The sequence below is a fragment of the Actinomyces faecalis genome (genome assembly GCF_013184985.2).
Classification (GTDB): domain Bacteria; phylum Actinomycetota; class Actinomycetes; order Actinomycetales; family Actinomycetaceae; genus Actinomyces; species Actinomyces faecalis.
Map to the genome: position 1 here is coordinate 2,261,825 of NZ_CP063418.1, position 13,671 is coordinate 2,275,495.

A 13,671-nucleotide genomic window follows, 5' to 3' on the forward strand; every position below is an offset into this window, starting at 1 on the left:
TCCCTCGATCACATGGACCCCCTGGGGTACCGCTGAGCACGTGCACCGCTGCTGCGGGGTTGTCATGAGCCATGACTAGCACCAGCAGACTCCTGCGCCGGGAAAAGTGCACGCCCGCTGCACATTCGTGCACAGAGAGTCTGCTCCTCTCGCACGTCCTTTCGCCCCTACACCAGGACGCAATCAGAGATTGTCCAGTGATGACGGCACAAACAAGGCCTCAGGGTGATGGTGCGGGCCGACCGGTACCCACACTCACGGGCCGCTCGCACGGTACGTTCTCACCGGCACCGCAAGAACCTGGCCCGCGCGGCTGCGATGCCGCCGCCATCAGCGCACAACGTCGTGCAGAAAGGGAGCGATCATGACTCCGACTACCGGACAGATCTTCCTGTCCGAATTCTTCGGCACTGCCGTCCTCATCCTCTTTGGTGCGGGCGTCTGTGCCGGAGTCACCATGAAGCGGTCCAAGGCCAACTCCTCAGGCTGGATCGTCATCACCTTCGGATGGGGACTTGCCGTCTTCATGGGCGTCTACGCCGCCTACGCCACCGGTGGGCACCTCAACCCCGCCGTCACGGTCGGCAAGTGGATTGCCGGCCAGGACCTGGCAGCCAACGTGCCCGCCACCGCCACCAACGTGACGATCTACATCATCGCCCAGATGCTGGGTGCCATGGTTGGTGCTGCCTGCGCGTGGCTGGCGTACAAGAAGCAGTTCGACGACGACCTTCCCGCCGCCTCAAAGCTCGGCTGCTTCGCCACCGCCCCTGAGATCCGCTCCTACGGCTGGAACTGCGTGACTGAGGCGATCGCCACCTTCGTGCTGGTGGCCTGGTGCCTGTACGCCGGCAAGTCCCCCAGCGAGCTCGGCCCTCTGGCCGTCGCCTTCGTCATCGTCGCGATCGGCCTGTCCCTGGGCGGCCCGACTGGCTACGCCATCAACCCCGCCCGTGACCTTGGCCCGCGTCTGGCCTACGCGATCCTGCCCATCCCGGGTAAGAAGGGTGCTGACTGGGGCTACGCATGGGTCCCGGTGGTTGGCCCGATGATCGGTGGCGCCGCAGCCGGCCTCCTGATCCCACACATGGCTGGCCTGTTCTGAGCCAGCACCCACCCTCGCCTCACACAACGAAGTGAAAGGACACCATCGTGAGCAAACAGGAAAAGTACGTCCTCGCCATTGACCAGGGCACCACCTCCTCGCGCGCCATCATCTTCAACCACTCCGGTCAGATCGTGGCCGTCGGGCAGCAGGAGTTCACCCAGATCTTCCCCAACCCCGGCTGGGTTGAGCATGACCCGGTGGAGATCTGGGGCTCGGTGCGCGCCGTCGTGGCCGAGGCCCTCCAGAAGGCGCAGATCAACCGCCACCAGCTGGCCGCCGTCGGCATCACCAACCAGCGCGAGACCACCATCGTGTGGGACAAGAACACCGGCGAGCCGGTCTACAACGCCATCGTGTGGCAGGACGTGCGTACCGGCGACATCGCCCGCGAGATCGCCGCAGGTGACCCTCTGGGGACCGAGCGCTACCGGCAGATCACCGGTGAGAACATCTCCACCTACCCCTCCGCCACCAAGGTCAAGTGGATCCTGGACAACGTCGAGGGCGCACGCGAGAAGGCCGAGGCCGGCGACCTGCTCTTCGGCACCCCGGACACCTGGGTGCTGTGGAACCTGACCGGCGGGGTCGACGGTGGCGTCCACGCCACCGACGTCACCAACGCCTCACGCACCCTGCTCATGGACGTGCGCACGCTGCAGTGGCGCGAGGACATCTGCGCCGACTTCGGTATCCCGATGTCGATGCTGCCTGAGATCAAGTCCTCCTCCGAGGTCTACGGCTACGGCCGCAAGAACGGTCTGCTGGTCGACACCCCGATCGCCGGCATCCTCGGTGACCAGCAGGCAGCCACCTTCGGCCAGGCCTGCTTCGAGAAGGGGACGGCAAAGAACACCTACGGCACCGGCTGCTTCATGCTCATGAACACCGGTGAGGAGCCCATCTTCTCCTCCAACGGTCTGCTGACCACCGTGCTCTACAAGCTGGGTGACAACAAGCCGGTCTACGCCCTGGAGGGCTCGATCGCCGTGGCCGGCTCACTCGTACAGTGGCTGCGGGACAACCTGGGCATGATCGTGAAGTCCTCGGACATCGGTGAGCTGGCCAAGACGGTGGAGGACAACGGCGGGGTCTACTTCGTCCCGGCCTTCTCCGGCCTGTTCGCCCCCTACTGGAAGGACGACGCCCGCGGCGCCATCGTGGGACTCACCCGCTACGTCAACAAGGGCCACATCGCCCGCGCGGTGGAGGAGTCCACAGCCTTCCAGTCCGCCGAGGTCCTCGACGCGATGAACGCGGACGCCGGCGTGCCGCTCAAGGAGCTCAAGGTCGACGGCGGCATGACGCACGACGACCTGGTGATGCAGTTCCAGGCGGACCTGTGCGGTGTGGACGTGATCCAGCCCGTGGTCGCCGAGACCACGGCACTGGGTGCCGCCTACGCGGCCGGTATCGCCGTGGGCTTCTGGAGCGGCACTGAGGACGTCGTCGCCAACTGGCAGGAGGGCAAGCGCTGGAGCCCGTCGATGGACGAGGCGGAGCGCGACCGCACCTACCGCCTGTGGAAGAAGGCCGTGACCCGGACCTTCGACTGGGTTGACGAGGACGTGAAGTAGCCAGCGACCGGGTACGCCCACTCCTCTCCGCAGGCCGTGGCCGCGGGCGCGTCAAGCAGGTAGCGCGCCCGCGGCCACGGTGCTTGCGGGGCCGGGCGTCGAGCCGTGCCTGTGGGCCCGACGAGCCTGGAGGCGCCGGGCCCGCGAGCACGGCGCGTTGCCTGGCAGGACGCTCCAACCCCCGCTCCGAGGAGTCAAGGCAGTCATCGTGGTGCCACAATAGCGGGGTCACGACGCACCGCTGCGGCACCCACCACTCCCGGAGACTGAGATGACCACACTCCTGGCGGCATCGTTCCTCATGCCCCCCTCTGCCTTGCTGGCCCCTGCCGCGTTCACCCCCTCAACGACGGCGGTCGGCGGCTCGGTCGTCTTGACGGCGCTGATCGGACTGGTCCCTCTCCTGGTCTTCTTCACCCTCATGGGGATCTTCAAGGTCGCCACCCACTGGTGCGCGCTTATCTCGCTGGCGGTGGCCTGCCTCATCGCGGTCCTCGCCTTCAGGATGCCGGTGGGAATGACGCTTCTGTCCGCCTCACAGGGCGCCGCCATGGGCCTGCTGCCGATCATCTACATCATCGTGGCGGCGGTGTGGCTCTACAACCTCACCGAGACCTCCGGGCGCAGCCAGGACCTCAAGGCTGTCTTCAACACGATCGGCAAGGGTGACCAGCGCGCCCAGGCCCTCATCGTCGCCTTCTCCTTCTGCGGCCTGCTGGAGGGGCTGGCCGGCTTCGGCGCACCAGTGGCGATCTCCGGCGCCATGCTGCTGACCCTGGGCGTGCACCCCTTGCGTGCGGCCGCGGCCACGGTGGTGGCCAACTCGGTCAACGTGGGCTTTGGTGCCATGGCGATCCCGGTGACCACGGCGGCCCGCCTCGGAGGGGTCGACCCGGTGGAGACGGCCATCGATATGGGGCACATCAGCTGGGTGCTGGCGCTGGCCGTCCCCTTCCTCGTCCTGCTCATCCTCGACGGGGCACGTGGGCTCCGCCAGCTGTGGCCGCTGGCACTCGTAGCCGGCGGGGCTGCCGCAGTCGGCCACTTCTTCACCCCGTCAGTCTCCTACGAGCTCACGGCCGTGGTGGCCTCGCTGCTGGGACTGGTGGCCTGCTACTTCTTCCTGCTCGTGTGGAGCCCGACGACCCCCCAGGAGCTGCGCACCCACGTGGAGGACTCTGACCGTCCTGACCGCCAGCGCGTCTTTCTGGCACTGCTGCCCTACGTGCTCGTCGTCGTCATCATCGCGGTGACCAAGCTGTGGAAGATCGGTGTGGACCTGTCTGCCACGCTGTCCTCCGCCGATGTCGCCATCCGGTGGCCCGGCCTGTACGGCCACCTGCTCACTGAGTCCGGCGAGGTCTCCAGGTCCCCGGTCTACACCCTGCAGATCCTGTCTAACCCTGGGACCTGGATCTTCGTCACCGCGGCGATCGTGGCGGTGGTGTACGGACGCTTCTCCTCCGGGGGCCGTTATGCCACCAGCGTGGGCGAGATGTTCATGGTGCTGCCACGCACGATCTACTCCCTGCGGCTGTCCGTGCTCACCATCGTCACGGTCATGTCACTGGCCTATGTCATGAACTTCTCCGGGCAGACCACCGCCATCGGGGCGGCCCTGGCCGCCACCGGAGCCGCCTTCGCTTTCCTCTCACCCTTCCTGGGATGGATCGGTACCGCCGTGGCCGGCTCGGCGACCTCGGCCGGGGCGCTGTTCGCGAACCTGCAGTCCACCGCGGCGGCGGGAGCAGGGATCGACCCACGGATCCTGCTGGCGGCCAACACGATCGGCGGTGGGCTGGGCAAGATCGTCTCCCCCCAGAACCTGGCGATCGCGGCCGGGGCGGTGGACGCCCCGGGCACCGACGCCGAGATCCTCAAGAAGGTCGCGCCCTACTCCCTCGGCCTGGTCATCACACTCGGCCTGCTGGTGCTGGCCGCCTCCCAGGGGTTCTTCGGGCCGCTCATGGTCGGCTGACAGGGTCCCGTCAAGGCCAGGACGCGAGCCTGGTGCGGGTCCTGACCAGGAACGGGTCCGGCGCACGCATAACCACACTCCAGCCTTGCGCATTGTCAGCCTGGACCAGGCACGGTGCCCGGCACGTCACCAGGTGGGACCTCGGAGGTGAGCAGGCACTTTGCCGCACGACCGCACGCAGCCGGGCGACGCCGTCGGCGATGGCAGACCCAGCACGCATGCACGTACCGGCGCCCTCTCCTACCCTGGGGACGTCTTGTTCCCCGACGGTGAGGAAGTTCCGTGCGCATCGCCCTGTTCGCGACGTGTCTGGCTGACACGATGTTCCCCCAGGCCGCCCAGGCGACCGTCACCTTGCTGGAGCGTCTGGGCCACGAGGTGGTGATGCCTGAGAACCAGACATGCTGCGGTCAGATGCACGCCAATACCGGCTACTTCTCTGACGCCGCCAAGATCGTGCGCAACCACGTCGAGACCTTCTCACCGGTCCTGGACGGGGAGTGGGACGCCGTCGTCGTCCCCTCGGGCTCATGCACCGGAGCCGTGCGCCACGAGCAGAAGATCGTGGCCGAGCACGTGGGGGACGCCTCCCTAGGCACACGTGTGGACGCAGTGGCCGCCCACACCTACGACATCTCCGAGCTGCTCACTGACGTCCTGGGACTGGAGGACGTGGGCGCCTACTTCCCTCACACCGTCACCTACCACCCCACCTGCCACTCCATGCGTGTGGCCCACCTGGGCGACCGGCCCTACCGCCTGCTGCGCGCCGTGGAGGGTCTGACCCTCATCGACCTGCCTGACGCCGAGATCTGCTGCGGGTTCGGCGGGACCTTCTCCATGAAGAACTCTGACACCTCCACCGCCATGGTGGCGGACAAGGCCGCCAATGTCATGTCCACGCGCGCCGAGGTGCTGTGCACCGGTGACTACTCCTGCCTCATGAACATCGGCGGGGCGCTCTCGCGCCAGAACTCCGGGGTCCGAGTCATGCACCTGGCCGAGATCCTGGCCTCCACCAAGGACGCCCCCTTTGAGGGGCATGTCTCCTTCCAGCCCAGCAAGGACGCGGTGAAGCTCTGATGACACAGACATTCCTAGGAATGCCCTCCCACGCTGAGGATGTCCCCCACACCGGCGGTTGGGTCACTAACGTCACCATCCCCAAAGACACCCTGCGCTGGGGCCACACCTTCCAGGAGGGCGCCCACCGCACCCTGGCCAACACCCAGATGCGACGCAACCTCGGCCACGCCACGCGCACCATCCGCACCAAGCGGCAGATGCGCGTGGACGAGATGCCCGACTGGGAGGACCTGCGCAACGCCGCTGAGGCGGTCAAGTTCGAGGTGGCCTCGCGCCTGCCCGAGCTGCTGGAGCAGTTCGAGGCCAACGTCACCGCTCACGGAGGCATCGTCCACTGGGCACGCGACGCCGCCGAGGCCAACCGGATCGTCGCCTCGATCCTGAAGTCCAAGGGCTGCGACGACGTCGTCAAGGTCAAGTCCATGGCCACCCAGGAGACCAACCTCAACGAGTACCTCAAGGACGAGGGCATCACCGCCCACGAGACGGACCTGGCCGAGATGATCGTCCAGCTCGCCGACGACATGCCCTCCCACATCGTGGTGCCCGCGATCCACCGCAACCGGGCCGAGGTCCGGGGCATCTTCCTGGACCGCATGGAGGACGCGCCGGCGGACCTGTCCGACCAGCCCGAGGAGCTGGCCGGGGCAGCGCGGGCCCACCTGCGCAAGAAGTTCCTGCACGCCTCGGTGGCGATCTCAGGCACCAACATGGGTGTGGCTGAGACCGGTACCGTCTCCATCTTCGAGTCCGAGGGCAACGGCCGCATGTGCCTGACCCTGCCGGACACCCTCATCACCCTCATGGGCATTGAGAAGCTGGTGCCGCGCTATCAGGACGTGGAGATCTTCTCCCAGCTCCTGCCCCGCTCGGCCACAGGTGAGCGGATGAACCCCTACACCTCCATGTGGACGGGTGTGACCGAGGGTGACGGCCCGCAGGAGTTCCACCTCATCCTCATGGACAACGGGCGCACCAAGACCCTCACCGACCCGATCGGTCGCCAGGCCCTGGCCTGCATCCGCTGCGGCTCGTGCATGAACATCTGTCCCGTCTACCAGCACACCGGTGGTCACGCCTACGGCTCGGTCTACCCCGGCCCCATTGGCTCGATCCTCACGCCCCAGCTCACCCAGGGCCTGGCCGACGACGACCCCGTCCACACCCTGCCCTACGCCTCCTCGCTGTGCGGGGCCTGCGCGGACGTGTGCCCGGTCAAGATTGATATCCCGACGATCCTCATCCACCTGCGTGCCCGTAGCGTGGACGTCAAGAAGCGCATGGTGCCGGACATGTGGGACATCGGCATGAAGGCGACGGCGCCACTCATGTCCAACCCCACGCTGTGGCAGTCCGCCCCTTACGCGGTCAAGGCCTCACGCCTTCTAGGCGGAGCGGATGGCGCCATCGGGGCCCTGCCATTCCCAGCCTCCCTGTGGACACGTTCGCGCGACCTGCCGGTGGCCCCCAAGGAGTCGCTGCGGTCGTGGTGGAAGCGCACACACCCAGATGGCATCACTCCGCCCGAGACAGTAGCCACCGCCCAGGCCGCCCTGGCGGAGCAGGAGCCGGAGACCGCCCCTGCCACGAGTGACGAGGAGACCAAGTGATGGATGCCAGGACCGCGATCCTCGCCCGTGCCCGTGACGCCATCTCCCGTTCCCAGGCCGGGCGGCCGGTGCAGGAGATCCCCCGCGACTACATCCGTACCGGTGAGCACGCCCCTGGTAGCCAGCCGGTGGTGGCAGACATGGTTGAGAAGCTGGAGGACTACTCCGCCCAGGTTGTCCAGGCTGCTGCGGATCACGACGTCGCCGATGCCATTGACCGCTACCTGACCGAGGCCAAGGCACGCAGCGTCGTCGTCCCTTCCGGCCTCCCCCAGGAGTACAAGGACGCTGCTGGTCGTGGCGGGCGCACCGTGCGTGAGGACTCGCGCCAGGCACCGATCCCGACGCTGGAGCTGGACGAGATCGACGCCGTCGTCACGTGCTCGCGGGTGTCGATCTCCATGTCTGGAACGATCTGCCTGGACGGGGAGAGCGACCAGGGACGCCGCGCCATCTCACTCGTCCCAGACACCCACGTCGTGGTGATCGAGCGCGAGATGATCATGCCGACCGTGCCTCAGGCGGTGGACGTGCTCGGGCGCCACCCCGAGCGTCCGACGACCTGGATCGCCGGAGGTTCTGCCACGAGTGATATCGAGCTTGTGCGCGTCAACGGCGTGCACGGGCCGCGCAATCTGCGCGTCGTCATCGCGCACTAGCCCTCACTGCCCCAGGCGGACAACCTTTTCGTCATCCGGACAACCTGATACCCCCAGTTTGGGTTGTCTGGATGACGAAAAGGTTGTCCGCCTGGCACTAGTAGAGCCGCCCTCAGTGACAAGGAGCCTTCCATGGATACCCTCGCTGCCCACCCGCTCGCCCCCTCCTACGACCGCTCCGCCGTCACCACAGGCATCGTCCACATGGGCGTGGGCGGATTCCACCGCGCCCACCAGGCCATGTACCTCGACCGCCTCATGCGCAAGGGCAAGGCGCTGGACTGGGGGATCTGCGGCGTCGGCCTGCTGCCGAGCGACCGCGCGATGCGCGACGCCCTGGCAGCCCAGGACTACCTGTACTCCCTCACCCTCAAGCACCCCGACGGCCACCACGAGACCTCGGTCATCGGCTCGATCCACGACTACAAGTTCGCCCCCGAGGACCGCGCCGGGGTCCTTGAGGTCATGACCGCGCCGACCACCCGCATCGTCTCGCTCACCGTGACCGAGGGCGGCTACAACATCGACGACGTCACCGGTGACTTCCGCACCAACTCGGCCGGGGCCGTGCACGACGCCGCCCACCCCAGCGAGCCAGAGACCTCCTTCGGCTACATCGTCGAGGCGCTGCGCCTGCGGCGTGAGGCCGGCACCGCGCCCTTCACGGTCATGAGCTGCGACAACCTGCCTGGCAACGGGCACGCCGCCCGCACCGCCGTCGTCTCCCAGGCCCGCATGAGCGACCCTGAGCTTGCTGCCTGGATCGACGAGCACGTGTCCTTCCCCAGCTGCATGGTCGACCGCATCACTCCCAAGACCACGCCGGCGGATATCGAGGAGGCTGAGAAGGTCCTCGGCGTGCGCGACACCTGGCCCGTGGTCGCTGAGCCCTTCAACCAGTGGGTGCTGGAGGACCAGTTCACCCTGGGCCGCCCGCCGTACGAGGAGGTTGGCGTCCAGCTGGTGGAGGACGTGGTGCCCTACGAGCTGATGAAGCTGCGTCTTCTCAACGGCTCCCACCAGGCACTGGGTCACTGGGGCCGGCTGCTGGGTATGACCTACGCCCATGAAGCCGCCGCGGATATGGACATCTCCACCTGGATCCGCACCTACCTCGAGCGTGAGGCACTGCCGACCTTGCAGCCGGTGCCCGGAATCGACCTGCACGAGTACATCAACATCCTCTTCGAGCGGTTCACCAACAAGGCGATTGCGGACACGTTGGCGCGCCTGGCCTTCTTCGGTCCCTCGGGCATGCCCAAGTTCGTGCTCGCCGGGCTGCGCGAGAACCTCGCCGCTGGCCGCCCGATCCGTATGGGCACGGCGTTGTGCGCAGCGTGGTCCCTCGGGGCGCTTGGGCGCGATGAGCTGGGCGGGCAGATCGAGCAGGTCGACGACCTGCAGCCCCTTGCGGAGACTCAGGAGGCCGGGGGAGGCGGCGAGGGAGAGCTGGCTTTCATCCGCAACACCGCGATCTTCTCCGACCTCGCCAAGGACGAGCGCTTCCGCACCACCTACCTGGCCGAGCTCGCCGCACTACGCAATCAAGGTGCGCGGGGGCGCCTGAAAACGAGCCTCCTCCCAGACTGACAACCTTTTCGTTATCCGGACAACCAAGAACCCCGGTTTGACGTTGTCTGAATGACGAAAGGGTTGTCCGTCGAGAAGAAAGGAGGGCTGCTGCGACCGTTAGACTTCCCGCATGACTGACGCGACTGACCGCTCCGCTTCCCTGCCCGCCGACGCGCCCACCCAGGCGCAGGACAAGCAGACAGCCAGGAAGCAGCCCAAGGCTGAGCCCGGCCCAGGCGAGCAGTTCGCCATCCGCGCCGCCAAACGTGAGCGTCTGCGTGCCGAAGGCTGGGAGCCCTACCCCGTCCAGGTCCCTGTCACCACCACCATCGAGGCCGTCCGCGAGCGCTATGCCCACCTGGCGGCCGGGGATGAGACCGACGACGTCGTCGGCATCGCCGGGCGCGTCACCTTCCTGCGCTCCTCGGGCAAGCTGTGCTTCGTTGCGCTGGCCGACGGAGCTGGCCACACCCTTCAGGCCATGATTTCGGCAAAGAACATGCCCGGCCACGGCCACACCAGCCTGGCGTCTTTCAAGTCTGACGTCGACCTGGGTGACCACCTGTTCGTCCATGGTCGCGTGATCTCCTCACGCCGCGGCGAGCTCTCCGTCATGGCGGAAGCTGAGCTCACCGAGGGCCACACCGCCGAGCAGCTGCCCGAGCTGGGCGACGACGACGTCGTCACCCCGGCCTGGCGCATCGCGTCCAAGGCCCTGCGCCCACTGCCCAAGACCTGGACTAACGACAGGGGCGAGACCGTCTCCCTGAGCGAGGACAACCGCGTGCGCCGCCGCGAGCTCGACCTGCTCACCCGCCCGGCCGCCCGTGACATGGTGCGCATCCGTGCCGCCGTCGTGCGCTCCCTGCGCGAGAACTTCCACCGCCGCGACTACCTGGAGCTGGAGACCCCCATGCTCCAGGTCATCCACGGAGGCGCCGCCGCGCGGCCCTTCGTCACCCACATGAACGCCTTTGACATGGATCTCTATCTGCGTATCGCGACCGAGATCTATCTCAAGCGTGCCGTGGTAGGCGGCGTGGACCGCGTCTTTGAGATCAACCGTAACTTCCGCAACGAGGGCGCTGACTCCTCCCACTCCCCTGAGTTCGCCGCCCTAGAGGCCTACGAGGCCTACTCCGACTACAACGGCATGGCCGAGCTGGCCCGCAACCTTGTTCAGCAGGCTGCCCGTGACGCCTTCGGCCTGGAGGAGGGCAAGGAGATTGTCACCCTCGCCGACGGCACCGAGTACGACCTGTCAGGACAGTGGGACACAATCGACCTCTACACCTCGGTCTCCGAGGCCTTGGGCGAGGAGGTCACAGTGGACACCCCCCGCGAGCGACTGGTGGCCTTGGCCGGGAAGCTGGACCTGGAGGTGGACGACTACGCAGTGGACGGCAAGATCGTCGAGGACATCTTCGAGGAGACGGTCGGCAACACGCTGTGGGCCCCGACCTTCGTCTACGACTTCCCCGAGGACACCTCACCCCTGACCCGCTACCACCGCTCCAAGCCGGGACTGACGGAGAAGTGGGACCTGTACGTGCGCGGCTTCGAGCTGGGCACCGCCTACTCCGAGCTCGCCGACCCGGTGGTTCAGCGCGAGCGCTTCGAGGCCCAGGCTCTGGCCGCCGCCAACGGCGACCCTGAGGCCATGGTGCTGGATGAGGACTTCCTGGTCGCGATGGAGCAGGGCTTCCCGCCCTGCGGCGGCATGGGCATGGGTATCGACCGCCTGCTCATGGCCCTGACCGGCCAGGGAATCCGCGAGACCATCACCTTCCCGCTGGTCAAGCGCGCCTGAGCGCGCGAGCGGCGCTGAAGGAACGCTGCTTCCGAGCCAGCACGAGCATGCACGACTGTGGCGTGCTCCCCGAAAAGCCGGGGAGCACGCCACAGTCCGTGGAGCGCGCACCAGTGCGCGAAGGTGCGTACCAATCCACCGGTTAACGCACCGTGGTCGGCAGTACCACCGCCAGCAGCACCTCACCCGGTCGTGCCACACTGAATCAGTGCTACACTGGTTCTATGGCTACGCTCACCTTGTCCGTTGACCCACAGGTGCTGCGCCAGGCCCGGATTCGCGCACTCAAACGCGGCGAGTCCGTCAATAAGTACCTCAGCGAGCAGCTGGAGCGATACGCCGGCCTGGAGGCGGACGACGTCGTCTCCGATCTCCTGTCAATCGCGCGAGAGCACCCAGCCACCAGCGCTTCGGGCCCGGCAGCCGGCCAACGAGGCTGGCAGCGCGAGGACCTCTACGATGTCTAAGGTCTTCCTCGACACCAACATCCTGGCCTACCTGTTCGACTCCGCAAGTCCAGGCAAGCACGCTGCCGCAAGTGAGGCACTCTCACAGCCGCACCACTACGTGGTGAGCACACAGGTGATGCTGGAGCTGTACACGGTCCTCACTCGCAAGCTGAGTCCGGCGTACTCACCGCAGGAGGCGCGCCACGTCATCCAGCGGATCTGCGACTTCGAGGTGGTCAATGCCGACGCAGCCCTGGTCGACAAGGCCATGCAGCTGAGCGCCACACACCAGCTGTCCATCTGGGACTCTATGATTCTCGAGGCTGCAGCCGAGGCAGGGTGCGCGGTGCTGTGGACTGAGGACCTGACCAGTGGTTCACGGCTCCGCGGCGTCACGATCACCAACCCGCTGGTCAAGCGCGCCTGAGCGCGCAGGCGCAGCAGCGCAGCCGCACGGACGGCTACCCGGCCCCAGTGCTTCGCGCGTGCACGACGATGGTGCGCTCCCCAGAGCCGGTACGCGCGAACCGGGCTCAGGACCGGATGACTCCCCGGATCGTCTCCTCGCACTCCTGCCGGGAGACAGCCCGGCAGCCCTGACGCACCCACGCGTCGATCTTGGCCGGTTCCTCACGTGCCAGGCGCACTCCACGCGTGAGCAGGACGTGCAGGGGCTTGCGGTGCTCACTGACGTCCCGACGCAGGCGGAACCACCAGGTCTGGATCGTCGGCCTGCGCAGCACCAACGCGTCAGCCAGGACACCCTCCTCGCGGCAGCGCTCCACCAGCTCCGCGGCAAAGATGCCTTCAGCAACGAAGGCTGTCGCGTCCCCGATCTCCAGCTCCTCACTGCCGATAGTGGCGTTGTCAGCGATCGAGTAGACCGGCACCGTCGTCCGTCCGCTCTCACACAGCTGGAGGATCGCTGTCATCGCGCGCTCAGCGTCCCAGCTGCCCGGGTGGTCCCAGTCCACCAGGCTCATGGCCTCGGCCTGGCTCACCCCGTCCTCCCCGGCGACGCGTCCGTCCAGCAGGGGCATGCCCGGCTCGTCGCCGTCGCGGTAGAAGTCGTCCAGCTTGAGCCGGCGCGCACCCACCCGCCGCAGCAACGAGGTCTTGCCAGAGCCGGAGGGGCCGGTAAGCAGAATGACACGCGCGCTCACGGGACCTCAGCCTAGAGGCTCAACGAGCGGCGAGGGCTGCGCAGCAGCCCGCCCCGGTGTCGGTCTGGGCCAGGTGCGGGGCGACCTGAGCCAGCAGCACCACCCGGGCCAGGTCCCTGCGCCCTCGTCACTGACAGTCGTCCCGTCCCCGCGCACCTCAGCCACGAGCCTGGGCGAAGGTCGTTCCCGAGGGCCGCAGGCCCTGCAGCCGCGCGACGTCTGAGTCCGGCGGCACCTGGCCGGGCTCGCTCCCCCGGTCCACGACCTGGTTCCTGTCGTCCACGAAGACGACGTGGGGCTGGTAGCTGCGCGCGGCTGCGTCGTCGATCTGGGAGTAGGCGATGAGGATGACGACGTCACCGGGAGAGACCAGGTGGGCCGCCGCACCGTTGACACAGATCTCGCCCGCGCCGCGCTCACCGGGGATGACGTAGGTGGACAGGCGGTTGCCGTTGGTGCAGTTGCAGATGTCCACGCGCTCGCCGGGCAGCAGGTCAGCGGCCTCCAGCAGCGCGGCGTCCACGGTGATCGAGCCGACGTAGTTCAGGTCAGCCTGGGTGACGGTGGCGCGGTGGATCTTGGACGTCATCATCGTCCGGGTGCGAGTGCTCATCGCGGCCAAGGGTATGCCGTGGCACGTCTCGCGGGACGGCGAGGTGAGC

Annotated in this window: 12 protein-coding genes; 10 read left to right on the top strand and 2 right to left on the bottom strand. The window is 67.3% G+C overall.

Annotated elements, in window-relative coordinates:
* The first annotated feature begins 364 nt into the window (after positions 1-364).
* The 10 genes from HRL51_RS09725 to HRL51_RS09770 all read left to right on the top strand — a co-directional run bounded on the left by HRL51_RS09725 (position 365) and on the right by HRL51_RS09770 (position 12,273).
* A complete protein-coding gene (locus tag HRL51_RS09725) occupies positions 365-1,105 on the top strand; it encodes an MIP/aquaporin family protein (RefSeq protein ID WP_172119453.1) in 741 nt (246 codons plus the stop codon).
* Positions 1,106-1,152: 47 nt separating this feature from the next.
* Entirely contained in the window at positions 1,153-2,682 is a 1,530-nt protein-coding gene (glpK, locus tag HRL51_RS09730; RefSeq protein WP_172119452.1) for a glycerol kinase GlpK, read from the top strand.
* Positions 2,683-2,953: 271 nt separating this feature from the next.
* Positions 2,954-4,660: an L-lactate permease gene (locus HRL51_RS09735; protein WP_172119451.1), complete on the top strand. Its 1,707-nt coding sequence runs from the start codon at positions 2,954-2,956 to the stop codon at positions 4,658-4,660.
* A 282-nt stretch (positions 4,661-4,942) separates the two neighbouring features.
* On the top strand, positions 4,943-5,743 hold the full coding sequence (locus tag HRL51_RS09740) for a (Fe-S)-binding protein (RefSeq protein ID WP_172119450.1): 801 nt from the start codon (positions 4,943-4,945) through the stop codon (positions 5,741-5,743).
* Positions 5,743-7,356: a LutB/LldF family L-lactate oxidation iron-sulfur protein gene (locus tag HRL51_RS09745; protein WP_172191540.1), complete on the top strand. Its 1,614-nt coding sequence runs from the start codon at positions 5,743-5,745 to the stop codon at positions 7,354-7,356. Before HRL51_RS09740 ends, HRL51_RS09745 begins: the two co-directional genes overlap by 1 nt.
* Entirely contained in the window at positions 7,356-8,015 is a 660-nt protein-coding gene (locus HRL51_RS09750; protein ID WP_172119448.1) for a LutC/YkgG family protein, read from the top strand. The genes HRL51_RS09745 and HRL51_RS09750 overlap by 1 nt, the downstream gene beginning before the upstream one ends.
* Positions 8,016-8,147: 132 nt before the next feature.
* On the top strand, positions 8,148-9,605 hold the full coding sequence (locus HRL51_RS09755) for a mannitol dehydrogenase family protein (RefSeq protein WP_172191542.1): 1,458 nt from the start codon (positions 8,148-8,150) through the stop codon (positions 9,603-9,605).
* Between the two features lie 112 nt (positions 9,606-9,717).
* Positions 9,718-11,397, top strand: a complete 1,680-nt coding sequence (locus HRL51_RS09760; protein ID WP_172191544.1) for a lysine--tRNA ligase — start codon at positions 9,718-9,720, stop codon at positions 11,395-11,397.
* Positions 11,398-11,621: 224 nt separating this feature from the next.
* Positions 11,622-11,864: a hypothetical protein gene (locus tag HRL51_RS09765; RefSeq protein WP_172119445.1), complete on the top strand. Its 243-nt coding sequence runs from the start codon at positions 11,622-11,624 to the stop codon at positions 11,862-11,864.
* The gene (locus HRL51_RS09770) at positions 11,857-12,273 is read left to right on the top strand and encodes a PIN domain-containing protein (protein ID WP_172119444.1); all 417 of its coding nucleotides are present in this window, start codon (positions 11,857-11,859) and stop codon (positions 12,271-12,273) included. Before HRL51_RS09765 ends, HRL51_RS09770 begins: the two co-directional genes overlap by 8 nt.
* 106 nt (positions 12,274-12,379) lie before the next feature.
* On the opposite strand, the gene HRL51_RS09775 is transcribed toward HRL51_RS09770, so the two are convergent.
* Together HRL51_RS09775 and panD are read right to left on the bottom strand one after the other, a co-directional pair.
* Positions 12,380-13,009 carry an ATP-binding protein gene (locus tag HRL51_RS09775; protein WP_172191546.1) on the bottom strand — a complete coding sequence of 210 codons (630 nt, stop codon included), beginning with the start codon at positions 13,007-13,009 and terminating at the stop codon, positions 12,380-12,382.
* 157 nt (positions 13,010-13,166) lie between these two features.
* Complete coding sequence (panD, locus tag HRL51_RS09780; RefSeq protein ID WP_172191548.1) at positions 13,167-13,622, bottom strand: aspartate 1-decarboxylase; 456 nt, start codon at positions 13,620-13,622, stop codon at positions 13,167-13,169.
* Positions 13,623-13,671 lie beyond the last annotated feature (49 nt).